This window comes from Pseudomonas extremaustralis (assembly GCF_900102035.1).
GTDB lineage: Bacteria > Pseudomonadota > Gammaproteobacteria > Pseudomonadales > Pseudomonadaceae > Aquipseudomonas > Aquipseudomonas extremaustralis.
On record NZ_LT629689.1, the window covers coordinates 3,929,335 to 3,956,102 of the forward strand.

Sequence of the window (26,768 nt, forward strand, 5' to 3'; positions counted from 1 at the left end):
ATCCAAATGTGGGGGCTTGCTCCCGCTGGGGCTCAGCGACGCCACACCATCAAAGCGCCCGCGCAATGATCTCCTTCATGATTTCGTTGGTGCCCGCATAAATCCGCTGCACCCGCGCGTCCGCCCAAGCGCGGGCGATCGGGTATTCCCACATGAAGCCGTAGCCGCCGTGCAACTGCACGCACTCGTCGAGCACCTTGCACTGCAGGTCCGTGGCCCAGTATTTGGCCATCGCGGCAGTGGGCACATCGAGCTTGCCCTCCAGGTGCAGCGCCATGCATTTATCGACGAACACACGTCCGATCTGAATCTCGGTGGCCATTTCCGCCAGCTTGAAGCGAGTGTTCTGAAAGTCAGCGATCGCCTTGCCGAAGGCTTTGCGCTCACGGGTGTAGTCGAGGGTCCATTGCAGCGCCGCCTCGGCTGACGCCAGTGCGCCAATCGCCACGGTCAAGCGCTCTTGAGGCAGCTCCTGCATCAAGTAGGCGAAGCCCATGCCGGCCTGGCCCAGCAGGTTTTCCTTGGGTACGCGCACGTCCTGAAAGAACAACTCCGACGTGTCCTGGGCCTTCATGCCGACCTTCTCCAGGCGTTTGCCCTTGTCGAAGCCCGGCGTGTCGGCCTCCACCAGAAACAGGCTGGTGCCCTTCGCACCGGCCTTGGGGTCGGTCTTGGCCACCACGATCACCAGGTCGGCGAGGAAACCGTTGGTGATGAACGTCTTGGAGCCGTTGATCACATACTCATCACCATCCAGCACAGCGGTGGTCTTGACCCCTTGCAGGTCGGACCCGGCGCCCGGCTCGGTCATGGCGATGGCCGTGACCCGCTCGCCGGAGATCAACTGCGGCAAGTACTTGTGTTTCAGCGCTTCACTGCCGTAATGCAGGATGTACGGCGCGACAATGTCCGAATGCAGCGAGAAACCGATACCCGTGAGCCCCAGGCGACTGATCTCCTCGATCACCACCGCGCTGTAGAGAAAGTCCGCGCCCAGGCCGCCGTATTCCTCCGGCAGATGGGAGCACAGCATCCCCGCCTCGCCTGCCTTGTTCCACAACTCACGGTCGATATAACCCTGCTTCTCCCATTGCCCATGGAATGGTACGGCGTCTTTTTCAAGGAAAGTGCGCACGCTCTCGCGGAAGAGTTCGTGCTCCGGGCTGAACAAGGTTCTGGGAATCATGGGTCACCTGCGTGGATTGTCGGACAAAGACGAACCACAGAGCCTATGCCGCGAAGGCGTCACGGGACACTGGACACATGCGACAAAAAATAAGACGATCCAGCCGTCTGGTGACCACTTTCCCCTATAAGAATAAATGAAATTATGTCTAACCAAATCTCCACGCCCTTGCGGCGCGTCAGCATTTTGGCCATTGATCGGGTATTCGCGTCCACCCTCATGCAAGCCAAGGATTTCTTCCACCTCGCCAGCCTGCGTTACGGCAAACAGCAAGGCCTGGGCCTGACCCCGGCCTTCGAAACGCGCCTGGTCAGCCCTGACGGGCAACCGGTGCGCAGCTTCAGTAATGTGATCATGCCGGTGGACGCCGGCCTGGAAGACGCCGACATCATCGTGCTACCGGCCTTCTGGGATGACTTCGACACCCTGTGCATCCGCTACCCGCAGGTGATGCCGTGGCTGCGCGAACAACACGCGCGTGGCGCCGTACTCTGCGGCGAAGCCACTGGCGTATTCTGGCTGGCCGAGGCTGGCTTGCTCGATGGCAAGGAGGCGACCACCTACTGGCGCTTCTTCAATACCTTCAGCGAGCGCTTTCCCAAGGTTCAGCTCAACCAGGACAAGCACCTCACCGACGCCGACAACCTGTATTGCGCCGGCGGCACCACTTCGGCGTGCGACCTCTATATCTATCTGATCGAACGCTTCTGCGGCGCCAACATCGCCCAGGCCGTGGCCCGCGACATTCTCTACGAAGTGCAGCGCAATTATTCGCCCGGACGCATCGGTTTTGGCGGCCAGAAGCTGCACCAGGATGTGATCATCCTGCAGATCCAGCATTGGCTCGAAGAACACTTTGCCGACAAGTTCCGCTTCGAGGATGTCGCCCGGGAGCACGGCATGAGCATCCGTAACTTCATGCGCCGCTTTCAGACCGCCACTGGCGACAAGCCGCTGCATTACCTGCAACGCTTGCGTATCGAGACGGCAAAAGGCCTGCTCTCGGGCAGTCGCAAGAGCATCAAGACCATCAGTTACGAGGTGGGTTACGACGACGCGAGCTTCTTTGCGCGGTTGTTCAGGCAGCACACCGAGCTGTCACCGAACCAGTACCGCCAGCAATTCCAGCAGGCCGCGTAATCAAATGTGGGAGGGGGCAAGCCCCCTCCCACACTTTTTGCTTAGGGTTTGTGCGCCCGCGACAGGAACTCGTGGGATTGCATTTCCAACAAGCGACTCAGGGTGCGTTGGAACTCGAAGTTCAAGCGACCGCCGGTGTAGAGGTCCTTGAGCTCGACTTCCGCCGAAATGATCAACTTGACGTTACGGTCATAGAACTCGTCGACCATGTTGATGAAACGGCGCGCGATGTCGTCGGTGGTGACGCTCATCTGCTCCACGCCGCTCAAGATCACTGCGTGGAAAATCTTGCCCAGTTCGATGTAGTCGTTCTGGCTGCGCGGGCCGTCGCACAGTTCGCGGAAGTCGAACCAGGCCACGTCATCGCAAGTACGCAGCGCAATGATTTGGCGGTTTTCGATGATCAACTTGTCGTTTTCCACCGCCTGGGTGCATTCCGGCGTAAGGGCGCGGAAGCTTTTGCGCAGGCTTTCTTGCGCCGCATCGTTGAGCGGGTAGTGGAACAACTCCGCTTGCTCCAGGTGCCGCAGGCGGTAATCGACGCCGCTGTCGACGTTGACGATTTCGGTGTTCTGCTTGATCAGCGCAATGGCCGGCAGGAAACGCGCGCGTTGCAGGCCGTCCTTGTACAAGCCGTCGGGCACGATGTTCGAGGTGGCGACCAGGGTCACGCCGTTCTTGAACAGCTCTTCCATCAGGGTGCCGAGGATCATGGCGTCGGTGATGTCAGAGACGAAGAACTCATCGAAGCAGATCACCCGCGCTTCTGTGGCGAAGCGCTTGGCGATGATGGTCAGCGGGTTTTTCTCGCCCGGCAAGGTCTTCATTTCTTCGTGCACACGCTTCATGAAGCGGTGGAAGTGCGTACGGACCTTTTCCTTGAACGGCAGCGCTTCGAAGAAGGTGTCGACCAGATAGGTTTTACCGCGGCCGACGCCGCCCCAGAAGTACAGGCCCTTGACCGGCGTGCGGTCTTTCTTGCCAAACAGCTTGCCGAGCATCCCTGGCTTGCTTTGCGAGGCCGCGATCAGGTCGTCGTACAGGCGCTGCAAATGACGCACCGCCGTTTCCTGGGCCGCATCATGGAAGAATTCAGGGCGTTTCAGATCAGCTTGATATCGTTCTAGGGGCGTCATAATTTCGTTAGCAAGGCAACAAAAACGGGCCGTCACTGTAACGACGGCCCCGGATAATGGCAATCAACCCTTGGTCGGGTTAATCCTCGAGGGGGGTCAACGCAGCGCGCAAAGCGTCGATGGCGGCATCGCGGGACGCGCTGTCGGCGAACTCGGCACTGTCGGCCACCGCAGCACCGTTGAGCCAAATACTGAAGCTCAGCGCCTCGGTGCGCACATCCAGCGCATCGCCGCTTTGCAATTGCTTGGTCACCGCGCCCGCCGCCTTGCCATCGGCAAAGTGGCGCGACAGCAGCAATTGCTCGCCATCGGCCGCCAGCAGGCGGAAGCGGAAGCTGCCGTCGTCTTCGCGAAAGCTCACGAAGCGCGCGGCTTTGGCGGCTTTCTTCTTGGTGGCGACCGGCGCCGCAGCCTGGTTGACGAACGAACGCAGGCCCACCGCCTCACGCAGCTCGGCCAGGAACGGCGCGGCCACGGCGCGGGCTTTTTGGGCGCCGATCAGCAGCAGGTCTTCCATGTCCGCCGGGCGCGACATCAATTGGTGATAGCGCTCGCGGGCTTCACCCAACTGGCCGTCCAACAGCTGGAACAGGCGGTTCTTCGCCTCGCCCCAACCCAGGCCTTGCAGCAGCTCGGCGCGGAATTCCGCTTCCTGGGCCTTGCTGGCAAAGGCCTGGTACAGGGTGAACAGATGCGAATTGTCCGGGTCCTTGGCTTCGCCGGGCGCGCGGGAATCGGTGACGATGCGCGAGATTGCGTCTTTCATGTCCTTGGCGCTGGTGAACAACGGGATGGTGTTGTCGTAGCTCTTGGACATCTTGCGGCCGTCCAGGCCCGGCAAGGTGGCGACGCTTTCTTCGATCAGCGCCTCGGGCATGGTGAAGAATTCTTTACCGTTGCCAAACAGATGGTTGAAGCGCTGGCCGATGTCGCGGGCCATTTCCACGTGCTGGATCTGGTCGCGGCCCACCGGCACCTTGTGCGCGTTGAACATCAGGATGTCCGCCGCCATCAGCACCGGGTAGCTGTACAGGCCCATGGTGATGCCCGCATCCGGGTCTTCGCCGTTTTCCACGTTCTTGTCCACCGACGCCTTGTAGGCGTGGGCGCGGTTGAGCAGGCCCTTGGCGGCAACACACGTCAGCAGCCAGGTCAGCTCGGGGATCTCCGGGATGTCCGACTGGCGATAGAACGTCACTCGGTTCACATCCAGGCCACCGGCCAGCCAGGTCGCGGCGATTTCCATGCGCGAGCGCTGGATGCGCTGCGGGTCATCGCACTTGATCAGGGCGTGGTAGTCGGCCAGGAAGTAGAAGGAGTCGGCATTGGCGTCCTGGCTGGCAAGGATCGCCGGGCGGATCGCGCCGGCGTAATTGCCCAGGTGCGGCGTGCCGGTGGTGGTGATGCCGGTGAGGATACGGGTACGAGTCGTCATGGGTAATCGCTTGTCAGACTGCTGTCAATTCGAGAGGCGCGGCAGTACCAGATCCTTCAGATCGGTCAGCTTGCCATGAAAAAAGTGTCCGCATTCTGCCACTTTCAGCAGCTCATGGGGGCGTTTGAGGGCGGCGGACCAGTTGTAGACAGTCTGGGGGTCGACCACTTCGTCGGTTTCCGGCTGGATCAGGGTCAGCGGGCAGTTCTGGGGCAAGAGGTCGGTATCGCCCAGGCGCATCACCGCAGCGGCGACCATGAACAGGTGCGCGAGCTTTTCGCCCTTGGCTTCCAGGCGGCCGCCGAGGCTGGCGGCGACATAGCCACCAAAGGAAAAACCGAGCAAGGTCATCGGCAGGTCCGGGTGTTTTTCCCGCAGCCAGGTGGCGGCCGCTTCGGCGTCGTCCACTTCCCCGCTGGCCATGTCGTGGGTTCCGGCGCTGGCGCCGACGCCACGGTAATTGAATCGCAAAGTAATCAAACCGGCATCGCGGGCGGTGCGTTGCAGGGTCGAGACGACTTTATTGAGCATGGTCCCACCCTGTACCGGGTTGGGGTGGCAGATCAGCGCCAGGCCACGTGGCTCGGGCTGATCCAGGTACAGGGCTTCCAATTGGCCTACCGGGCCATCGATCAAAACAGGGGTTTCACGCATGAGCAAGGAATGAACTCCGTGACCTCTCAAAGGGTCGACTCGTCTAGCTAAAAGTCTGTGCATGGCATCATTGCGAGCTTAATCGCGGTATACAGCGCAGGTCCGAGCCGTTAACGTAAAGCAAAGCCGTTTATAGAGGAAGGACTCGTGGAACACTCGCTCTTAGTTTGGTTGTTGCCGACTCTCGCCCTGGTTGCCGGTGTCGCCATTGGATTCCTGGTTGCCCGCCTGCTGCCAAATGCCGCGCCTAACCGCACGCAGCGTCAGTTGGATGACATTCAGGAACGTTTTGACAGTTATCAGAACGAGGTTGTTACCCACTTCAATACCACCGCGACCCTGGTCAAGAAGCTCACCCAGAGCTACCAGGAAGTACAGGATCACCTCGCCGATGGCGCTAACCGCCTGGCCCTCGACGACATCACCCGCCAGCGCCTGCTGGCCGCGCTGCATTCCGATGCTCCGCAAACCCCACGGGAGCGCTTGACCCCGCCACGGGAAAACCAGGAGCCGCCACGGGACTACGCGCCAAAGACGCCGAACGCTCCAGGCATGCTGGATGAGCATTACGGCTTGAAGAAGTAAGTCCTTCTAAAAGCATTAAAAAAGCCCGGCTGATCGATGATCAGCCGGGCTTTTTTATGCTCATGACGTGGCAAGCGGGCTTGCCACAGCGGTTAAACAACCTGCTCGAGTAGCTGGCCGCCTTCGATCCGCACATGTCGCCCATGGAAGCGCTTGAGGCTGCTGCGATGGCCGACGCTGACGATGCTCAGGCCCGGCAGTTCATCGATCAACGCCTGGTACAGCGTCGCCTCATCCTCTTCATCCATGGCCGACGTGGCTTCGTCCATGTACAGCCACTGCGGCGCGAACAGCAACGCGCGGGCAAAGGCCAGACGCTGTTGCTCGCCCGGCGAGAGCATGCGTTGCCAGTGGTTGGCTTCGTCCAGGCGCGCGACCAGATGGGGCAAGCGGCAGGTTTCCAGGACCTGTACATAACGTTGCGCCGGATAAACGCTGTCGTCCTGTGGATAACTCAACACGTCCTTCAGTGTCCCGATCGGCAGGTAAGGCTTCTGCGGCAGAAACAGGTAACGCGCCGCTGGCAGGCGGATGTTGCCATGCCCCGCCGGCCACAAATGGCCCATGGCGCGCAGCAAGGTGCTTTTGCCGCTGCCGGAGCGGCCGCTGAGCATCAGGCGCTGGCCCGGCTCTACGGTCATATCGGCGCCGGTCAACAGGTGACGACCGTCCGCCAGGTCCATGCCCAGGCCTTGCATCATCAGCCGCTCGCCTTCCGGACGCACATCGATGGCCGGCGAGCGCTGCTCGTTTTCGCTCATCGCCTGGTGGAAGCTCAACAAACGATCGCTGGTGGCGCGCCAGCTGGCCAGCTCCGAGTACGCGTTGATGAACCAGCTGAAGTTCTCTTGCACATTGCCGAACGCCGAGTTGATTTGCATCAGCTCGCCCAGTTGGATCTTGCCGGTGAAGTAGCGCGGCGCGGCGACGATGAACGGGAAGATGATCGCGATCTGGCTGTAGCCGGCGGTAAAGAAGGTCAGGCGCTTGGACACTTTCATGATGTCCCAGAAGTTGTGCCAGACCTTGCCGAATCGCGCGCTCAGACGCTGGTTCTCATTGGGCTCGCCGTTGTACAAGGCGATGCTCTCGGCGTTCTCGCGCACGCGCACCATGGAGAAACGCAGGTCCGCCTCGAAGCGTTGCTGCTGGTTGTTCAAACCGATCAGGCGCCGGCCGATCAGGTGCGTCAGCCAGCTGCCCACGGCGGCGTACAGCAGGGCGCACCAGAACATGTAGCCCGGGATGGTGATGCCAAACACTTCGATACTGCCCGACACGCCCCACAGGATGATCGAAAACGACACCAGGCTGACCACGTTGCGCAGCAGTCCAAGCCCGAGGCTCAAGGTGCTGGTGGTGAAGTTGTTGAGGTCTTCGGAGATCCGCTGGTCCGGGTTATCGGTGTAACCGCCCTGCTCCAGCTGGTAGTAATTCTTGTCGGCCAACCAGCGCGCGAAGTGCTTCTCGGTGAGCCAGGCCCGCCAGCGGATGGTCAGCATCTGGGTCAGATACAAACGGTACACCGCGCCGAGAATGGCCACGGTGGCGATGCCGCCGAAATAACCGATCAGTTGCCAGAAGGCGGCTGTGTCCTTTTTCTCCAGGGCGTTATAGAAGTCTTTGTACCAGTGGTTGATCCACACCGAAATCGCCACGCTGAACAGCGACAGGCCGATCACTGCGGCCAGCAACAACCAGGCCTTACCCTTCTCTTCACTGCGCCAATACGGCGTGATCATCGCCCAGGTTCGGCGGAAAAATTGCCCACGCACCGCGTCGTTGACCGCGGAATACTCAGCGTTCTGATTCATCGTTCAGGCTCGGTAGGAAAATATGACAGGCGTTTGAACCGATCATAGTCGATCGGTTCAGGTCTCCGTGTGGCCTGAAGCGGATTGTTCAGACTTCGTTCAGCGCCGTACCGGGCGCTTCTGCAGCTTGCGCTGCAAGGTGCGACGGTGCATGCCGAGGGCGCGGGCAGTGGCGGAGATATTGCCTTCGTGCTCGGTGAGGACGCGCTGGATGTGTTCCCATTGCAGGCGGTCCACCGACATCGGGTTTTCCGGCACCAGGGTGTCAAGGTCGGCGTGCTCGGAGAGCAAAGCCGCCAGCACGTCGTCGGCGTCCGCCGGCTTGCACAGGTAGTTGCAGGCGCCACGCTTGATGGCCTCGACGGCCGTGGCGATGCTGGAGTAACCGGTGAGGATCACCACGCGCATTTCCGGGTCGAGTTCCAGTAGCTTGGGCAGCAGCACCAGGCCGGAGTCGCCGTCCATTTTCAGATCGAGCGCGGCGTAGTCCGGCAGGTCGGCCTGGGCGATGGCCAAGCCTTCTTCGGCGGAGCCTGCGGTGCTGACGCGAAAACCGCGACGGCTCATGGCGCGCGCCATCACGCGGGTAAAGGTGGCATCGTCATCTACCAGCAGCAGGTGCGGCAGTTCTTCGCCTTCGACTTGGATCTCGTCACTCATCGATATCTCCTCGTGCGACACGGGGCAGGCGCAGCTCGGTGAGCGTGCCGCCTTCCTCGTGACTATAGAGCTTCACTGAGCCGCCCGCGCGGGTCACGCTGGCCTTGCTCAAAAACAGGCCGAGGCCGAAGCCTTTGCCCTTGGTGGTAAAGAAAGGTTTGCCGATCTGCTCGGCAATAGCCAGCGGCACGCCCGCGCCGTGGTCGCGAATACTGATGGTCAGGTTTTCCGCATCCCAGTCCAACCGTACTTCCAAGCCTTCGGGGCAGGCATCGGCAGCGTTGTTCAGCAGGTTGAGCAAGGCCTGGGTCAAGTCCGGCGGCGGCGCCATGCGCGGCACGCTGCCCTGGCCCAGGAGGTGGAAACGGTAACTGACTTCGGGGCGCATCAGGTGCCAGCGGTTCAGGGCTTCGTCGAGCCACTGGGTCACATCCTGCATCTCCACCGCCAGACGTCGATTGGCTTCGGCGGCGCGCACCAGTTGCTGCAAGGTTTGCTTGCACTGCTTGACCTGTTCGCGCAGCACGCCGAGATCTTCTTGCAGCGCCGGGTCGTGATGGTCCTGGGTCATTTCGTTGAGCAGCACGCTCATGGTCGCCAGCGGCGTGCCCAACTCGTGGGCCGCGCCGGCGGCCTGGGTGGCGACGGCCAACAGTTGCTGGTCGCGCAGGCCTTCTTCGCGGCGGATGGCGCGCAGTTCCTCTTGGCGACGCAGTTCTTCGGCCATGCGCGCGGCAAAAAAAGTGATCACGGCGGCGGACAAGGCAAAACTCAACCACATCCCGTAGATCTGCAGGTTTTCCCGGGCGATCGGGAAGGTTTGCAACGGGTAGAACTGCGCAAGCAGCAAGGTGTAGAGGGTCAGGGCGATGCCCGACAACACCACCGAATAGCGCCAGGGCAAGGTCACTGCGGCGATCGTCAGCGGCACCAGGTAAAACGAGACGAACGGGTTGGTGGAGCCGCCGGAAAAATACAGCAACACACTGTGGATAATCAGGTCACAGGCCAATTGCAGGGCGTATTCCAGCTCGGTCACCGGCCACGTGGTGCGCAACCGGATCGCGGTGAACACACACAGCACGATGGAAAAGCCAAGGGTCACGGACAGTTGCAGCCAGGGCAGCGGCAACAGGTCGAACCAATACGCGAGCCCGACGGAGCCTGCCTGCGCGGCCAGTACCAGGGTGCGGATGAACGTCAGGCGCCAGAGGTTCTGGCGGGTGGCGGAAGTCAGTTTTACGGCGGCGAGCATGAGCTCTCCCGGTGAGCGCTGCAGGCGGATCGGCAGGAGTATAAACGAAGCGGCGCCTCGGGCATTGGGCGTGTGGCTCTTTGACGCAGGCCGGAAAAATCACCGCTCGTCGACAGTCGATCAATGTGTATGGAATGTGTAAAACCCAAGAACCCGACGCCACCGTCTACAGTCATACCGATACGCACACCTCAAGGAGCTTCCATGTCTCGTTTCATTCGCACTGCAACCGCCCTCACCCTCGGCGCCAGTACCCTGGCCAGCCTTCCGGCACTGGCGGCCGACGAGCTGCATTACAACCAGATTTCCCTGCGCGCCGAAGCCAGCCAGGAAGTCGCCCGCGACAAGATGATCGTGACGCTCTACACCGAGTCGCAGAATACCGACCCGGCCAAGCTCGCCGCCGAAATCACCACCACGATGAACCAGGCCCTGGACCAGGCCCGTGAAGTCAAGGCGGTGACCCTGCGCCAGGGCAGCCGCAACAGCTATCCGATCTACGACACCAAGAACCAGAAGATCACCGGCTGGCGCGAGCGCGCCGAGTTGCGCCTGGAAAGTGCGGACTTCCCGGCGCTGTCCAAACTCACCGGCGAGTTGCTCAACACCCTGAAGATGGAAAACATGGACTTCGCCATCGCCGACGCCACGCGCAAGGCCAGCGAAGATGCGCTGCTCAAGGACGCCGTCACCGCGTTCAAGGCCCGTGCGCAACTGGCCACCGAGGCGTTGGGCGGCAAGGGTTACAAGATCGTCAACTTGAACTTCAACACCAACGGTTACCCGCAACCGTATGCCCGTGGTGGAATGATGATGAAAGCCGCCATGATGGAATCGGCGCCGACACCGCAAGTGGAAGCCGGCACCAGCCAGGTAAGCATGAGTGCCGACGGGGTGATCGAAGTCCTGCAATAACCCTCGGACTTGACGACGACAAGGCGCACGCCCTGAGGGTTTGCGCCGGGCAGACAGCCAATTAGATGGCGGTCACAGAAGTGACCGCCGTCCAGGGGATCAGGCCAGGGAAGTGGTCGCGGTCTTATGCCTGCGAAGCGACCGAAACCTCGACAGTGGTGGGTGCGTCCTTGTCGATTTTGTATGAAGTGTCAGGCTCACTGCCCCGGCGTAGGGTGAAGGTTCGTTTGATGGTCACCTCCGCCCCCGGTACATGGCTGATATCTTTTTCCGGGTTCGAGAGGTGCCCCTTGGACGTGATCCGAACCTGGGTCACACGCTTGTCCGGATCGTGATCGATGTGGAACTGGGTATCGTCCGCACCGAAGTAGTAACCGTCCTGCAGCACCGATCCGCCGTTCAGGTCAATGGTGGCGGGGGCTATGGAGCCTTGATGGGCCACTTCGGAGATTCGGGCACGCAATTCTGGATCAGCAATTGCCGCCTCGAACTGACTCAATCTGGCTTGCCTGATGCCTTCGGCAGAGCCCGCTGTCGCATTCAGTTGCTGGGTGATGGGCCGCCCGTTTTCCATCGTGGTCACGCTGTAGGGGTTGCGATTGATATCCAAAACAAAGTTGGGTGAGTACATGCCGGAACTGTGCTCTGTGGCCTGCGCCTTTTCTCCCGGCTCAACGGAAAATCCGGCCTCGTCGATGTTCCAGGACACCTTGAATTTTGTTTTGACGGCCCCGTTTTCTTCGTAGTTGCTGCTGGCGAACTCGTAACTTGTCCCCGCATTGGTTTTCAAGAACTCGTCGACTCTTTGCGCCGCGCCGATTTTTTTACCGTCGAGATCGCGAAAGTGATCGGCCAAGGCGGGCGAAGACTTCGGTTCGACACTGGGGGTGGGGGAAGAGGGGCGCTCCCAAAACCATTTGATGCCCCCGGCACCCTTGGCGGCTACCCACTCGCCGCCCTCGGACGCATGGACGGTCATCACCGGCTTTCTGGTGTCACGGTCAATAATCTGCACATAGTTGTCACTCAGCTTGAAATCCCCTTTGATCTCATAGACCCCAGGGACGCCCGTCGCATCGGTATAGCGGATGAACCAACTGTCTTGGCCGGTGATTGCATCCTTGACCTGGTAAATGCCCTTGGCGTTGCGCACAGCATTACCAATGACTTCCTCGCCGTTCGGCACGGCGTGCCGGGTGATTTGCCCTGCCTGGCTGGGCCGCAACCGGTTGGATTCAAGCGCCCTTCCCACCGTTGGTGCGAGGGTTTCATCGGCACTGACCAGGGCCTTGGGGGTGCGTACCAACTCGAACTGGTTGTTCTGCTCGTCATGTGCCCAGTTGTAATCTCTGGCTTTTGCCGAGTTGATGGCTGTGGGCGCCTCGCCCAGCCCCGTCTCGATCGCGCCAGGCGCCAGTTCGTGGGCCAATTGCAGGCCGGATATGACCGCCGCCGCATTGCCGCCGACGCGATCGTCCGCAGTCTTGCCATAGAGGCCATCATGGATGCCGAAAACAACATTGCCCGTATTACCGATCACGGGGACGTAGCCGAAGGTATTGCCCCAAAAGTCTTTCGCGTCTTTCCAGGCTTGCTGCGAAGAACCGAATACTTCGGTCTGATCGGACCAGACGGCGTTTTTTGCGTTTACGGCCTGGTAGTGTTCGGCAATACCGCTATTGAGGCTGCCGTATTTCAACTGGTAATCGCTGCCCCGCGCACGGGTGTAATTGAATGTCTGCGAAACGGGTATGGATTGATCTGAAAGAAGATTGTGATATCCCGGATAGCTGGCCTTGGCACCTGAAATCATATTGTCGAGCACTTCGCTCGCCATTGGCCAATGCGCATCTTTGCCGCCTTGCCTGTCCCGGGCATTGAAACTGCGCAGCACGTTATCGCGATTGTCTTTTGCCCAGTTTGCGAATTCCTTATCGCCCTTTATTTCACGCACACTGCCGTTTTTCAGGTCGACCATCACCCCTTGGTTGGGTCGGTTAGTGTAGTTACCGTCATAAGGGATATAGGGAATGAATGCGTAACCGGCCAACGGAAAGCCGTACAGGTTGGGAATGATGACTTGCCCATTGTGCTCCAGGGTGCGTTTCACGGCCTGCTGGCCTTCAGGGCTTAACTGTCCAAAACTGCGCGGATCGCTACTCAGACTTTGCAGCACGCCCCGGACTTCATAGGCATCTGCTTTTCCAGAACGCTTCGCTACATCGCCGGACGGGTCGCGCATGAACCTGGCCAAGTCGTGTTCCCAATGGCCTTGGAGTTTTTTGCCGAGCAGTTCCAGATTGTCGATCTTGCTCTGGTCCTTCGACTCGATATCCATAAAGTTGAAGTTGATCGGACCGCCCCGCTGCACTTTATCGTGAGCCAGAGCACCGGCGGCTATTTCCCAGGCAAAGTAGGTGCGTTTGACGGTGTTGTTCAGGGTTTGCGGCTTTCCTATTCCGGTATAGGACGTATACGTAACCGTGAATCTTTCATGGGGGTCGTAGCCGGCGGCGAGCAAGCCTGCACTGAAATAGCCCGAGGGTTCCATGAACAGACGGGCCCTCTGGAACTTGACGTTTCTTTCGCCTTCACTCCCGCTTTCTATGTTCGCGACCTGGATTTTTACGCGTGAGGCATACGCGTCAATACGATACTTTCGCTCATCGAGGGAATAGTTTGCGTCCGGCGCAGAAACAGCAGCGGATCCATAAATGGTCTGGTTATAAACGGCAGACTCGTAGTTGGGCGTAGGGGGCAGAGTCAACTTTTGATCAGGGCCAATCTTTTTATCGTCGGATACACTGGGACGCCCCTGAATCTGATTACGCACAGAGGGTGAGCTGTCAATGTCTCGAGGGTGGCGATGAGATGCCGATGCAGGCGGCAAGATTACGGGCGGGCGCAGGAAGGACGGACTTATATTCACTGTCGGCTCATATTCAGAATTAGTCGTTAATCGAACAGTCGGCAGTTCGGTGACTCATGACTCTGTTTCCAACTTGAGTGGGGTGCCGTTGGCTATGGCTCCAGAAGTAGAAGGGCATAGAGAACAGGTTCACGGGGACGCTTCATGTTCGAGTCAGTAGGGCCTTGATGGCGACAGTAGGTGGCGATCTCAGTCAGAAGGGTTCCGCTTTTATCCTCAGGTTCGATACGAAAATCACCCGTTAAAGGAAAACCTACAATCTTCGGAAAAACGCCGCCGAAGGCAGCGTTATGGTGGTCCTCGGCGTGCAGGGAAATCGGGGTGTCATGCCGCGCATCGGCAGCAGCGATAACCTCGGTTATCATCGTTTTTTGTTCGAGCCGCGCTATTGCCAGCCACTTCAGGGGTCTCCATGGAAAGAATCACCTTAAAACCGCTGCTCCTCGCCGCCGGCCTGCTGGCCTTCATGCCGATGGCTCACGCCGCCAGCACCCTGGTCTACTGCTCCGAAGCCAGCCCCGCCGGCTTTGACCCCAGCCAGTACACCAGCGGTACCGATTTCGATGCCTCCGCCGAAACCGTGTTCAACCGCCTGACCCAGTTCAAGCGCGGCGGCACCGAGGTCGAACCGGGGCTGGCGACAAGTTGGGAAGTATCCCCGGATGGCCTGACCTATACCTTCCATCTGCGGGATGGCGTCAAGTTCCACACCACCGATTTCTTCACGCCGACCCGCGACTTCAATGCCGACGACGTGCTGTTTACCTTCAATCGCCTGCTGGACGCCGACAGTCCCTTCCGCAAGGCCTACCCGTCCGAGTCGCCGTATTTCACCGACATGGGCTTGAACACCACGATCAAGGGCCTGGACAAGCTCGATGAACATACGGTGCGTTTCAACCTGAACAACGTCGATGCGTCATTCGTGCAGAACCTGGCCATGAGCTTCGCTTCGATCCAGTCCGCCGAGTACGCCGCGCAACTGTTGAAGCAGGGCACCGCCTCGGACATCAACCAGAAGCCGATCGGCACCGGGCCGTTCGTGTTCAAGCGTTACCAGAAAGACGCGCAGATCCGCTTCGTCGCCAATAAACAGTATTGGAAGCCCGAGGATGTGAAGCTCGACAACCTGGTGTTCGCCATCACCCCGGACGCCGCGGCGCGCCTGCAGAAACTCAAGGCCGGCGAATGCCAGGTCAGCGGTTACCCACGCCCGGCGGATATCGAGGTAATGAAACAGGACCCCAACCTGCGCGTGCTGCAGCAAGCCGGTTTCAACCTGGGCTTTCTCGCCTACAACGTGACCCATCCGCCGCTGGACCAACTCAAGGTCCGCCAGGCCCTGGACATGGCCATCGACAAGCCGGCGATCATCAAGGCGGTGTACCAGAGCGCCGGACAATTGGCGCAAAACGCCCTGCCACCGGCGCAGTGGTCTTATGACCCAAGCATCAAGGACGCCCCCCACGATCCGGCCAAGGCGCGGGCGCTACTAAAAGAAGCAGGGGTTGCACCGGGTACGACCATCAACCTGTGGGCCATGACCGTCCAACGTGCCTCCAACCCCAATGCGCGCATGTCGGCGCAAATGATCCAGCAGGATTGGGAAAAGGTCGGCATCAAGGCCAACATCGTCAGCTATGAGTGGGGCGAATACATCAAGCGCGCTAAAAACGGCGAGCACGACGCGATGATTTATGGCTGGACCGGCGACAACGGCGACCCGGATAACTGGCTGGGCGTGCTCTACAGTTGTGCCGCGGTCAAGGGCAGCAACTACGCCAAATGGTGTAACCCCGCCTACGACAAGCTGGTGCAGCAGGCCAAGGTCAGCAACGACCGCGAACAACGCATCAAGTGGTATCAACAGGCACAAAAAATCCTTAAAGAACAAGTACCTATAACGCCTATTGCGAACTCGACGGTTTTCCAACCCCTGCGCAAAGAAGTGCAAAACTTCAAAATCAGCCCCTTCGGGCTAACGCCGTTCTACGGTGTGAGTCTAGATAAGTAACAAAAAACGCCCCAACCAAGTGCGCAAAATGCCTTGGTTGGGCCTTTTAAGTGCGCCCGGCGCACCGGAAAAACCCTCTAAACAGGCACATTTGTGTCGAAAGTTTCATAATTGCGACATTCTTGTACGTTCGTACCACTCTTTAAGCCTTGCGACGGTTCGGCATCTTGCAATGGGTATGGCGCCTGCATAAGTATCCGCAGGCCGACTCACGAGGTCGCCCTCACTACCAAAAATGACAACAAATCATGAGGCCCACATGCTTAAACACGCAGTCCTTCCGCTATTAGTGAGCGCTGGCCTTTTGGCCGCCGCCCCATTCGCCCAAGCGGCGACTAACCTGGTGTTCTGCTCCGAAGGCAGCCCCGCGGGCTTCGATCCCGGTCAGTACACCACCGGAACAGACTTCGATGCTTCGGCCGAAACCATGTTCAACCGTCTGACCCAGTTCGAACGTGGCGGCACCGCTGTGGTTCCTGGGCTGGCTACCAGTTGGGACGTGTCCCCGGATGGCCTGACGTATACCTTCCACCTGCGGGATGGCGTCAAGTTCCACACCACCCCATACTTCAAGCCGACCCGTACCTTCAATGCCGATGACGTGCTGTTCACGTTCAACCGCATGATCAACAAGGACGATCCGTTCCGCAAAGCCTACCCCACCGAGTTCCCGTACTTCACGGACATGGGGATGGACACCAACATCAAGAACATCGAGAAAGTCGATGACCACACCGTCAAGTTCACCCTTGGCACCGTGGACGCGGCCTTCATCCAGAACCTGGCCATGAGCTTCGCCTCCATCCAGTCCGCCGAATACGCCGCCCAACTGCTGAAGAACGGCACGCCGCAGGACATCAACCAGAAGCCGATCGGCACTGGTCCGTTCGTGTTCAAGAGCTACCAGAAAGACTCGAACATCCGTTACACCGGCAACAAGGACTACTGGAACCCAGCGGACGTGAAGATCGACAACCTGATCTTCGCCATCACCACCGACCCGTCGGTGCGTATCCAGAAGCTCAAGAAGAACGAATGCCAGATCACCCTGTTCCCGCGTCCGGCCGACCTCAAGGCGCTGGAAGGCGACAAGGACCTGAAGCTGCCGCACCAGGCCGGTTTCAACCTGGGCTACATCGCTTACAACGTCATGGACAAGGTCAAGGGCAGCGACCAGCCAAACCCATTGGCTGACCTGCGTGTGCGTCAGGCACTGGACATGTCGGTGAACAAGCAGCAGATCATCGACTCCGTGTACCAGGGCGCCGGCCAATTGGCCGTCAACGCCATGCCGCCGACCCAATGGTCGTATGACACCACCATCAAGGACGCCAAGTACGATCCCGAGAAAGCCAAGGCGCTGCTCAAGGAAGCGGGCGTCAAGGAAGGTACCGAGATCGTTCTGTGGGCCATGCCGGTTCAGCGTCCGTACAACCCGAACGCCAAGCTGATGGCTGAAATGCTGCAAAACGACTGGAAGAAGATCGGCCTCAACGTAAAAATCACCAGCTACGAATGGGGCGAGTACATCAAGCGCTCCAAGGGCGGCGAGAACCAGGCCATGATCATTGGCTGGAGCGGTGACAACGGTGACCCGGACAACTGGCTGAACGTGCTGTTCGGCTGCGATTCGCTGTCCGGTAACAACTTCTCCAAGTGGTGCGACAAGAAATTCGACGGCATCGTGAAAGAAGCCAAGGCCACCTCGGATATCGCCAAACGCACCGAGCTGTACAAGCAGGCGCAACATATCCTCAAAGATGCAGTCCCGATGACACCTATCGCGCACTCGACGGTGTATCAACCCATGCGCAACACCGTGCAGGACTTCAAGATCAGTCCATTTGGCTTGAACTCCTTCTACGGCGTGAGCGTAAGCGGCAAGTAAGGATCACTGACGGCGGCGTGTCATCACGTCGCCGTTATTGCATCCGCCTGAACCGTAGGAAATAAACCACGTCCGCAGTCGCTGCGTCCTACAGCAACGAACTGCGAAACGTAGCTCTTTTGCCTACAAGGTCAGTCCGATTTGACGCCTTTACTGTGAAGTCCACGGCCCATACCGTCGTAGGACAGCAGAAGCTCCTATCGGGGAAAGTCACTTGCTGTGTGTGGGATCAGTGATGTCTGCCTGGTCGAACGCCAGGCCGATTGCTCGCTGATAACAATTACAAACAAGGATCGGGATCGTCATGCGCCATACAACCGTTCTATCCGCCATTTTTGGCACCAGCCTCCTGGCTCTGGCCACGATGGGCCAGGCCGCCGAAAAGAAGAGCCTGGTGTTCTGCTCCGAAGGCAGCCCGGCAGGCTTCGACACTGCGCAATACACCACCGCCACCGACAACGACGCGGCCGAGCCGCTGTACAACCGCCTGGTTGAGTTTGAAAAAGGCGAGACCAACGTGGTACCGGGGCTGGCCACCAAGTGGGATATTTCCGATGACGGCCTGACCTACACCTTCCACTTGCGCGAAGGGGTGAAATTCCATAGCAACAAGGAATTCAAGCCGACGCGGGACTTCAACGCCGACGACGTGCTGTTCACCTTCAACCGCATGCTTGATCCCGACCACCCGTTTCGCAAGGCCTACCCCACCGAGTTTCCGTACTTCAACGGGATGAGCCTGAACAAGAACATCGCCAAGGTCACCAAGACCGACACGCACACCGTGGTGATGACCCTGAACACGGTCGACGCCGCGTTCGTGCAAAACATCGCCATGAGCTTTGCCTCGATCCTGTCGGCCGAGTACGCCGAGCAGTTGCTCAAGGCCGGCAAGCCCAGCGACATCAACCAGAAGCCCATCGGCACTGGCCCCTTTGTGTTCCAGCGCTACCAGAAAGACTCGCAGATCCGTTACGTGGCGAACAAACAGTACTGGGACCCGAGCAAGGTTCAGCTGGACCAGCTGATTTTCGCCATCAACACCGATGCGTCGGTGCGCGTGCAAAAACTCAAGGCCGGCGAATGCCAGGTGACCCTGCATCCGCGCCCGGCTGACGTCGACGCCCTCAAGGCCGACCCGAACCTGCAACTGCTGACCAAGCCGGGTTTCAACCTCGGCTATATCGCCTACAACGTGCGCCACAAGCCGTTCGACCAGCTCGAAGTGCGCCAGGCGCTGGACATGGCGGTAAACAAGCAGAGCATCCTCAATGCCGTGTACCAGGGCGCGGGACAACTGGCGGTCAACGCCATGCCGCCGACGCAGTGGTCCTACGACGACAGCATCAAGGACGCCGCCTACGACCCGGAGAAAGCCAAGGCACTGCTCAAGGCCGCCGGCGTGAAGGAAGGTACCGAAATCACCCTGTGGGCGATGCCGGTGCAACGGCCGTACAACCCCAACGCCAAGCTGATGGCCGAGATGCTGCAAAGCGACTGGGCCAAGATCGGCCTCAAGGTCAAGATCGTCAGCTACGAGTGGGGCGAATACATCAAGCGCACCAAGAACGGTGAGCACGATATCAGCCTGATCGGCTGGACCGGCGACAACGGTGACCCGGACAACTGGCTGGGCACCCTCTATAGCTGCGACGCCATCGGCGGGAACAACTACTCCATGTGGTGCGACCCGGCGTACGACAAGCTGATCAAGCAAGCCAAGGTCGTCACCGACCGTGAACAAAGGACGGTTCTATACCGACAGGCGCAGCAATTGCTCAAGCAGCAAGTGCCGATCACGCCCGTCGCCCACTCGACGGTCAACCAGCCGTTAAGCGCCAAAGTCGAAGGCTTCAAAGTGAGCCCCTTCGGCCGCAACGTGTTCTCGGGCGTCAGCATCAACCCATAAAAAACTAACCGACTTGCGCAGGGCGGCTCCCCGCCTTGCTGCAAACGCGCAGCCTTTTATTGGGATTTTTCCTACAGCAAACGTTTGCAATGCCTTGAATGAGTTACACACCAATAGCCGGTTCACCTAAAAAGACCGGCATAAAAAAAAGAGAACCAAAGGAGCTTCACCCATGAAACTGAGCAGCAAAGCGCTTCTAGCCCTGGCCATCAGCAGCATCACGGCCACCGCCTACGCCGAACCCGCCAGCCAGGACTTCGTCCCCACCACATTGGCCGGCACCAGCGCCCAAAGCGAGGCCAAAGGCTTTATCGAGGATTTCAGCCTGGGCGGCACCACACGTAACTGGTACTCCCATGAAAGCAAGTACCGTGGGGGTACCTTCGAATACCAGAAGCACGGAGAAACCCGTACCGACCGTAACCGCACCAACTGGGTACAGGGCACCATCCTCAATGCCAGCTCGGGTTTCACCCAGGGCACCGTGGGCGTCAAGACCGAACTGGCGGTCTACAACGCACTGGTCCTGGACCGCAGCAAGCGTGATATCAAAGGCGGTTCCAACCGGACCCTGGCCGACTCCAACGGGGATGCCGTCGACCAATGGAGCAAACTCGGCCTGGCCAACGTGCAGTTCCGCGTCGCCAACACGACCCTGACCGCCGGTCGCCAGAATTTCAGCAGCGGCATCGTCGACACCATCGGCAACCGTGCGCTGCCTTCGAGCTTCGAAGGGGTGAGTTTCAACAGCGAAGAGTTCAGCAACCTGTCGTTCCAGGGCGGCATTTTTGACCGTGTTTCGCCACGTACCGAACAGAGCCTGTCGAAATTCCGTAGCGAATACGGCAATGGCGCGGAAACCGACAAAGTGTCCACCCTGGGCTTGAACTACCAGCCGCTCAAAAGCCTGAAAACCAGCCTCTTTGCCGCCAACGTCAAAGACTTCTGGAACCAGTACTACTTCGGCGCGACCCACGAATTGGGCGATAGCCAGCAACTGGCCCTGACCACCGGTTTCAACTATTACAAAACCGTGGATGAAGGCAAAAAAGAGATGGGGAAAATCGACAACGATACCTACTCCCTGTCCCTGGGACTGGCTCACCAGGCGCATAGCCTGACCTTCGCGTACCAGCAAGTGAACGGTAACGAGTACTTCGACTACCTGCACGAAACCAACGGCATCTACCTGGCCAACTCCCTGACCTCGGACTTCAACGGCCCGAACGAAAAATCCTTCCAGATCGCCTATGGCCTCAACATGGCCGAATACGGCGTGCCAGGCCTGAAGTTCAACGTGTACTCGGCGCGCGGCTGGGGCATCGACGGCACCCACTACACCGGCAACGGCGGTCGGGCCAAGTTCGCCTATGACGGCATCCAGAAGCAAGATGGTGAAAAACACCAGGAATACGGTATAGGCGCTTCTTACGCGATCCAGAGCGGCCCACTCAAGGCCACCGCCATTCGTGCAACCTATGTCGAGCACCGCGCCAGCGAGTTCCAGGCCGACGGCAGCATCAAAGAGTTCCGCCTGGTCACCACCATTCCGTTCAACATTCTTTAACCAGCGCCAGGTACGCGGCGGGCTCGGGGCGAGCCCGCCGTCTACGCTTGTCTGGCTGCATCGATTGCAGAGGGCTCCGAATGAAAATGCTCCCGCTACAAGCCGCCATAGCTGCCACGCTGCTGAGCGTAGCCGTCGGCATTTCGGCCAAACCGCTGGTGGTCTGCACCGAAGCCAGCCCGGAGGGTTTCGACCCGGTGCTGTATACCACCGCCGTCACCGCCGACGCCGCCGCAGAAACCCTGTTCAACCGCCTGGTGGACTTCAAGCCCGGCACCACCGAAGTGGTGCCTGCGCTGGCCAAGGCCCTGCCGGAAATCAGCGCCGACGGCCTGACCTACACCTTCCACCTGCGTGACGACATCAAGTTCCACACCACCGACTACTTCAAACCCACGCGCAACCTGAACGCCGACGACGTGTTGTGGAGCTTCCAGCGTCAGTTGGACCCGAAGCACCCGTGGCACGCCAAGTCCAACGTGGGCTACCCGTACTTTGAAAGCATGGGCTTCAAGGAACTGCTCAAGAGCGTCGAGAAGACCGACGAGCACACCGTGGTCTTCACGCTGACCCGTCCGGAAGCACCGTTCCTGGCCGACCTGGCCATGGCGTTTTCGTCGATTCACTCGGCCGAATACGCCGACCGGTTGCTCAAGTCCGGCAAGACCGATGACCTCAACGCCAAGCCCATCGGCACCGGCCCGTTCATCTTCACCCGCTACGCCAAGGACGCCCAGGTGCGATTCAAGGCCAACCCGGACTACTTCCGTGGCAAGCCGCCGGCCGACCCGCTGATCCTGGCGATCACCACCGACAACAACGTGCGCCTGCAGAAGCTCAAGGCCAATGAGTGCCAGATCGCGCTGTACCCCAAGCCGGACGACATCCCGAGCATCAAGAAAGACCCGAATCTGAAAGTCGATGAACTGGCGGCCATGACCACCAGCTACACCGCCCTGAACACCACCCGCAAGTACATGAGCGACGCGCGGGTGCGTCACGCGATCAACATCGCGTTCGACAAGGCCGGCTACACTGAGGCGCTGTACGGCAAAGGCAATGCCGTGGTCGGCACCGGCCCGTATCCACCGACGTTGCTGGGTTTCAACCACAAGCTGACCAACCCGCCGCGTGACCTGGACAAAGCCCGCGCCCTGCTCAAGGAAGCCGGCGTACCGGAAGGCACTGAGTTCACCCTGTTCACCCGCAACGGCGGCGGCCCGACCAACCCCAACCCGATGCTCGGCGCCCAGCGCATGCAGGCGGATCTGGCGCAGATCGGCCTGAAGGTGAATATCAAGGTCATGGAATGGGGCGAGATGCTCAAGCGCGCCAAAGCCGGCGAGCACGATATGGTGTCGGCGGGCTGGGCCGGCGATAACGGCGACCCGGATAACTTCCTCACGCCGAACCTGAGTTGCGACGCGGCGAAAAACGGCGAAAACTACGCCCGCTGGTGCAACAAAGCATTTCAGGATTTGATCGACAAGGCACGCGCCATCGCTGAACCCACCCAGCGCGCTGCACTCTATGAACAAGCGCAGGACGTTTTCGCCGAGGACCAACCGTGGATTCCCATGGCGTACCCGAAAATATTCACCGCCATGCGCAAAAACGTCGAGGGTTATACCCAAAGCCCGCTGACGACCAATAACTTCGCCACCACCCAGGTGAAGTAAATAAGAAAAAACGCTCGGCGCCGTCGACATTGACGGCGCCGGACCTGCCTAACCGGCTGATTGAGGTACACCACAAGATGTTTAGTTTTATTGCCCGCCGATTGGGGTTATTGATCCCCACCTTCTTCGGCATCACGTTGCTGACGTTTGCGTTGATTCGCATGATTCCCGGCGACCCCGTCGAAGTCATGATGGGCGAACGGCGCGTCGACCCCGAGATGCATGCACAGGCAATGGAACGCCTTGGCCTTAACAAGCCGCTGTACGCCCAATACCTGGACTATGTGGGCAAGCTCGCCCACGGCGATCTTGGCGAATCCCTGCGTACGCGCACCAGCGTGTGGACCGAGTTCACCGCGCTCTTCCCGGCGACCCTGGAGCTGTCCATGGCCGCCCTGTTGTTCGCCGGCATCCTGGGCCTGTTGGCGGGGGTGATCGCGGCACTCAAGCGAGGATCGCTGTTCGACCACGGGGTCATGGGCATTTCCCTCGCGGGCTATTCGATGCCGATCTTCTGGTGGGGCCTGATCCTGATCATGTTCTTCTCGGTGAGCCTGGGCTGGACCCCAGTGTCCGGGCGGATCGACCTGCTCTACGACATCGAGCCGCGCACCGGCTTCATGCTGATCGACACCCTGCTGGCCGACGAGCCGGACGCGTTCTTCGACGCCCTGCACCACCTGATCCTGCCGGCCATCGTGCTCGGCACCATTCCGCTGGCGGTGATCGCGCGGATGACCCGCTCGTCGATGCTCGAAGTGCTGCGCGAAGACTACATCCGCACCGCCAAGGCCAAAGGCCTGTCGCCGGCGCGCGTGGTGTTCGTCCATGGCCTGCGCAACGCGCTGATCCCAGTGCTGACCGTAGTCGGCCTGCAAGTCGGCACCCTGCTGGCCGGCGCCGTGTTGACCGAAACCATCTTCTCGTGGCCCGGCATCGGCAAATGGCTGATCGAAGCCATTGGCGCGCGGGACTACCCGGTGGTGCAAAACGGCATTCTGCTGATCGCCTGCCTGGTGATCCTGGTGAACTTCGTGGTGGATATCCTCTACGGCTTCGCCAACCCACGCATCCGTCACCAGCGCTGAGATCATGACCATGACCACACCTACACAAGCGTCGGCAGTCGATCAAAGCCTGCTGTACCCGTCCCCGTACAAAGAATTCTGGCAAGCCTTTTCCAAGAACAAAGGCGCGGTCGCCGGCCTGCTGTTCATGTTGCTGATCGTGTTCTGCGCGATCTTCGCCCCGTGGGTCGCGCCCCATAACCCCAGCGAGCAATACCGCGACTTCCTGCTGACCCCGCCGTCGTGGCTGGAAGGCGGGCAGATCCAGTTCCTGCTCGGCACCGACGAACTCGGTCGGGACTTGCTCTCGCGCTTGATCCAGGGCTCGCGCCTGTCGCTGCTGATCGGCTTGTCGTCGGTGGTGATGTCGCTGATTCCGGGGGTCCTGCTCGGTCTGCTCGCCGGCTTCTTCCCGCGCTTGCTCGGCCCGACCATCATGCGCCTGATGGACATCATGCTCGCCCTGCCCTCGCTGCTGCTGGCGGTTGCCATCGTCGCGATCCTCGGCCCAGGCCTGATCAACACCGTGATCGCCATCGCCATCGTGTCGTTGCCGTCCTATGTGCGCCTGACCCGCGCTGCGGTGATGGGCGAGCTGAACCGTGACTATGTAACCGCCGCGCGCCTGGCCGGTGCCGGCCTGCCGCGCCTGATGTTCATCACCGTGCTGCCCAACTGCATGGCGCCGCTGATCGTCCAGGCCACCTTGAGTTTCTCTTCGGCGATCCTCGATGCGGCCGCCCTGGGCTTCCTCGGCCTTGGCGTACAACCGCCAACCCCTGAGTGGGGCACCATGCTGGCCTCGGCCCGCGACTACATCGAACGCGCCTGGTGGGTGGTGAGCCTGCCGGGTTTGACCATTTTGCTCAGCGTGCTGGCAATCAACTTGATGGGTGACGGCCTGCGCGATGCGCTGGACCCGAAACTCAAGAACGCCGCCTGAGGAGATTCCCATGTCACTGTTAGAAATCAAGAATCTCAACGTGCGCTTCGGCGACAAGACCGCCGTACCGGTGGTCGATGGCCTCGACCTCTGCGTCGACAAAGGCGAAGTCCTGGCTATCGTGGGCGAGTCGGGCTCGGGTAAGTCCGTGACCATGATGGCGCTGATGGGCCTGATCGAGCACCCCGGCATCGTCACCGCCGATGCGCTGAACTTCGACGGCAAGGACATGCTCAAGCTGAGCAATCGCCAGCGTCGGCAGATCGTCGGCAAAGACCTGGCGATGGTGTTCCAGGACCCGATGACCGCGCTGAACCCCAGCTACACCGTGGGTTTCCAGATCGAAGAAGTGCTGCGCCTGCACCTGAAGATGTCCGGCAAGCAGGCGCGCGCACGCGCTATCGAACTGCTGGAAAAGGTCGAGATCCCAGGCGCTGCCAGCCGAATGAATGCCTACCCGCACCAACTGTCCGGTGGCATGAGCCAGCGCGTGGCCATCGCCATGGCAATTGCCGGCGAGCCGAAGCTGCTGATCGCGGATGAGCCGACCACCGCATTGGACGTGACCATCCAGGCGCAGATCATGGACCTGCTGCTGGCCTTGCAGAAAGAACAGAACATGGGCCTGGTGCTGATCACCCACGACCTCGCGGTCGTGGCGGAAACCGCCCAGCGCGTGTGCGTGATGTATGCCGGCCAGGCCGTGGAAGTCGGCCAGGTGCCGCAACTGTTCGATATTCCGGCCCATCCCTACAGCGAAGCGCTGCTCAAGGCGATCCCCGAACACAGCCTCGGTGCCGCGCGCCTGGCCACGCTGCCCGGCATCGTGCCCGGCCGCTACGACCGCCCGCAGGGTTGCCTGTTGTCGCCGCGCTGCCCGTACGTGCAGGACAACTGCCGCCAGACCCGCCCGGACCTTGATCCTAAATCCAACAGCCTCGCGCGCTGCTTCTACCCCTTGAACCAGGAGGTGGCGTAATGGCCGTCGTTCTTACCGCCCGCGACCTGACCCGTCACTACGAAGTGTCCCGTGGCCTGTTCAAAGGCAACGCCACTGTGCGCGCCCTCAACGGCGTGTCCTTCGAGCTGGAAGCCGGCAAGACCCTCGCCGTCGTGGGCGAGTCGGGCTGCGGCAAATCCACCCTGGCCCGTGCGCTGACGCTGATTGAAGAGCCATCATCGGGCTCGCTGAAAATCGCCGGCCAGGAAGTCGCCGGCGCCGACAAGGCCCAGCGCAAGCAATTGCGCAAAGACGTGCAGATGGTGTTCCAGAGCCCGTATGCGTCGCTGAACCCACGGCAGAAAGTCGGCGATCAACTCGGCGAGCCGCTGCTGATCAACACCAACCTGTCCGCCGCCGAACGCCGCGAAAAAGTCCAGGCGATGATGAAACAGGTGGGCCTGCGCCCCGAGCATTATCAGCGCTACCCCCACATGTTCTCCGGCGGCCAGCGCCAACGCATCGCCTTGGCCCGGGCAATGATGCTGCAACCCAAAGTGCTGGTGGCGGATGAGCCGACCTCGGCGCTGGACGTGTCGATCCAGGCCCAGGTGCTCAACCTGTTCATGGATTTGCAGCAGGAATTCAACACCGCCTACGTGTTCATTTCCCACAACCTGGCGGTGGTGCAACACGTTGCCGACGATGTAATGGTGATGTACCTCGGTCGCCCGGTGGAAATGGGCCCCAAGGCCGACATCTACGCACGCCCGTTGCATCCGTATACCCAGGCACTGCTGTCGGCCACCCCGACCATCCACCCGGACCCGTCCAAGCCGAAGATCAAGATCGTCGGCGAACTGCCCAACCCGCTGAACCCGCCGCCGGGCTGCGCATTCCACAAGCGTTGCCCGTATGCGACCGAACGGTGCAGCACCGAAGAGCCGCTGTTGCGGGCGCTGGATAACCGGCAGGTGGCGTGTCACTACGCGGAGCAGTTCGTGGCCTGAAGCAACCCAGCCCTCTTGTAGGAGTGAGCTTGCTCGCGAAGA

The 26,768-nt window shown here is 60.1% G+C and carries 20 protein-coding genes; 12 read left to right on the forward strand and 8 right to left on the reverse strand.

Going from position 1 to position 26,768, the window contains the following annotated elements; all coding sequences use genetic code 11:
* Window positions 1–49 precede the first annotated feature (49 nt).
* Window positions 50–1,186 carry an acyl-CoA dehydrogenase family protein gene (locus tag BLR63_RS18165; protein WP_010568041.1) on the reverse strand — a complete coding sequence of 379 codons (1,137 nt, stop codon included), beginning with the start codon at window positions 1,184–1,186 and terminating at the stop codon, window positions 50–52.
* A gap of 219 nt (window positions 1,187–1,405) precedes the next feature.
* On the opposite strand from BLR63_RS18165, the gene BLR63_RS18170 reads away from it, so the two are divergent.
* Entirely contained in the window at window positions 1,406–2,326 is a 921-nt protein-coding gene (locus BLR63_RS18170) for a GlxA family transcriptional regulator (RefSeq protein WP_193384754.1), read from the forward strand.
* A 41-nt stretch (window positions 2,327–2,367) separates the two neighbouring features.
* On the opposite strand, the gene zapE is transcribed toward BLR63_RS18170, so the two are convergent.
* The 3 genes from zapE to BLR63_RS18185 all read right to left on the reverse strand — a co-directional run bounded on the left by zapE (window position 2,368) and on the right by BLR63_RS18185 (window position 5,551).
* Window positions 2,368–3,462, reverse strand: coding sequence for a cell division protein ZapE (zapE, locus tag BLR63_RS18175; RefSeq protein WP_010568043.1), 1,095 nt, complete (start codon window positions 3,460–3,462; stop codon window positions 2,368–2,370).
* Between the two features lie 79 nt (window positions 3,463–3,541).
* Window positions 3,542–4,897: a tryptophan--tRNA ligase gene (locus BLR63_RS18180; protein WP_010568044.1), complete on the reverse strand. Its 1,356-nt coding sequence runs from the start codon at window positions 4,895–4,897 to the stop codon at window positions 3,542–3,544.
* Between the two features lie 24 nt (window positions 4,898–4,921).
* A complete protein-coding gene (locus BLR63_RS18185; protein ID WP_042947930.1) occupies window positions 4,922–5,551 on the reverse strand; it encodes an alpha/beta hydrolase in 630 nt (209 codons plus the stop codon).
* 147 nt (window positions 5,552–5,698) lie between these two features.
* Here BLR63_RS18185 and BLR63_RS18190 point away from each other — a divergent pair, with 147 nt between their 5' ends.
* Entirely contained in the window at window positions 5,699–6,136 is a 438-nt protein-coding gene (locus BLR63_RS18190; protein ID WP_010568046.1) for a YhcB family protein, read from the forward strand.
* Between the two features lie 92 nt (window positions 6,137–6,228).
* On the opposite strand, the gene BLR63_RS18195 is transcribed toward BLR63_RS18190, so the two are convergent.
* The 3 genes from BLR63_RS18195 to BLR63_RS18205 all read right to left on the reverse strand — a co-directional run bounded on the left by BLR63_RS18195 (window position 6,229) and on the right by BLR63_RS18205 (window position 9,865).
* Window positions 6,229–7,950 (reverse strand): ABC transporter ATP-binding protein/permease, encoded by a 1,722-nt coding sequence (locus BLR63_RS18195; protein ID WP_010565531.1) that lies wholly within the window; start codon window positions 7,948–7,950, stop codon window positions 6,229–6,231.
* A 99-nt stretch (window positions 7,951–8,049) separates the two neighbouring features.
* Entirely contained in the window at window positions 8,050–8,610 is a 561-nt protein-coding gene (locus BLR63_RS18200) for a response regulator transcription factor (RefSeq protein WP_010565532.1), read from the reverse strand.
* On the reverse strand, window positions 8,603–9,865 hold the full coding sequence (locus tag BLR63_RS18205) for an ATP-binding protein (RefSeq protein WP_010565533.1): 1,263 nt from the start codon (window positions 9,863–9,865) through the stop codon (window positions 8,603–8,605). Before BLR63_RS18205 ends, BLR63_RS18200 begins: the two co-directional genes overlap by 8 nt.
* A gap of 204 nt (window positions 9,866–10,069) precedes the next feature.
* Here BLR63_RS18205 and BLR63_RS18210 point away from each other — a divergent pair, with 204 nt between their 5' ends.
* Window positions 10,070–10,780: an SIMPL domain-containing protein gene (locus BLR63_RS18210; RefSeq protein WP_010565534.1), complete on the forward strand. Its 711-nt coding sequence runs from the start codon at window positions 10,070–10,072 to the stop codon at window positions 10,778–10,780.
* Between the two features lie 124 nt (window positions 10,781–10,904).
* Here BLR63_RS18210 and BLR63_RS18215 read toward each other — a convergent pair whose 3' ends face one another.
* Complete coding sequence (locus tag BLR63_RS18215; RefSeq protein ID WP_231998084.1) at window positions 10,905–13,547, reverse strand: hypothetical protein; 2,643 nt, start codon at window positions 13,545–13,547, stop codon at window positions 10,905–10,907.
* Between the two features lie 574 nt (window positions 13,548–14,121).
* On the opposite strand from BLR63_RS18215, the gene BLR63_RS18225 reads away from it, so the two are divergent.
* From BLR63_RS18225 to BLR63_RS18265, 9 genes are all read left to right on the forward strand, one after another.
* Window positions 14,122–15,723 (forward strand): ABC transporter substrate-binding protein, encoded by a 1,602-nt coding sequence (locus BLR63_RS18225; RefSeq protein ID WP_010565537.1) that lies wholly within the window; start codon window positions 14,122–14,124, stop codon window positions 15,721–15,723.
* Window positions 15,724–15,982: 259 nt separating this feature from the next.
* Window positions 15,983–17,611: an ABC transporter substrate-binding protein gene (locus tag BLR63_RS18230; RefSeq protein ID WP_078835638.1), complete on the forward strand. Its 1,629-nt coding sequence runs from the start codon at window positions 15,983–15,985 to the stop codon at window positions 17,609–17,611.
* Between the two features lie 304 nt (window positions 17,612–17,915).
* Entirely contained in the window at window positions 17,916–19,520 is a 1,605-nt protein-coding gene (locus BLR63_RS18235) for an ABC transporter substrate-binding protein (RefSeq protein WP_083365959.1), read from the forward strand.
* A gap of 172 nt (window positions 19,521–19,692) precedes the next feature.
* Window positions 19,693–21,087 carry an OprD family outer membrane porin gene (locus BLR63_RS18240; protein WP_010565539.1) on the forward strand — a complete coding sequence of 465 codons (1,395 nt, stop codon included), beginning with the start codon at window positions 19,693–19,695 and terminating at the stop codon, window positions 21,085–21,087.
* An 80-nt stretch (window positions 21,088–21,167) separates the two neighbouring features.
* Complete coding sequence (locus BLR63_RS18245) at window positions 21,168–22,766, forward strand: ABC transporter substrate-binding protein (protein WP_010565540.1); 1,599 nt, start codon at window positions 21,168–21,170, stop codon at window positions 22,764–22,766.
* A gap of 77 nt (window positions 22,767–22,843) precedes the next feature.
* Window positions 22,844–23,854 carry an ABC transporter permease subunit gene (locus tag BLR63_RS18250; protein WP_010565541.1) on the forward strand — a complete coding sequence of 337 codons (1,011 nt, stop codon included), beginning with the start codon at window positions 22,844–22,846 and terminating at the stop codon, window positions 23,852–23,854.
* Between the two features lie 10 nt (window positions 23,855–23,864).
* Complete coding sequence (locus tag BLR63_RS18255) at window positions 23,865–24,776, forward strand: ABC transporter permease subunit (RefSeq protein ID WP_010565542.1); 912 nt, start codon at window positions 23,865–23,867, stop codon at window positions 24,774–24,776.
* Window positions 24,777–24,786: 10 nt separating this feature from the next.
* Window positions 24,787–25,755: an ABC transporter ATP-binding protein gene (locus tag BLR63_RS18260; RefSeq protein WP_010565543.1), complete on the forward strand. Its 969-nt coding sequence runs from the start codon at window positions 24,787–24,789 to the stop codon at window positions 25,753–25,755.
* Window positions 25,755–26,726, forward strand: a complete 972-nt coding sequence (locus BLR63_RS18265; protein ID WP_010565544.1) for a peptide ABC transporter ATP-binding protein — start codon at window positions 25,755–25,757, stop codon at window positions 26,724–26,726. The genes BLR63_RS18260 and BLR63_RS18265 overlap by 1 nt, the downstream gene beginning before the upstream one ends.
* Window positions 26,727–26,768 lie beyond the last annotated feature (42 nt).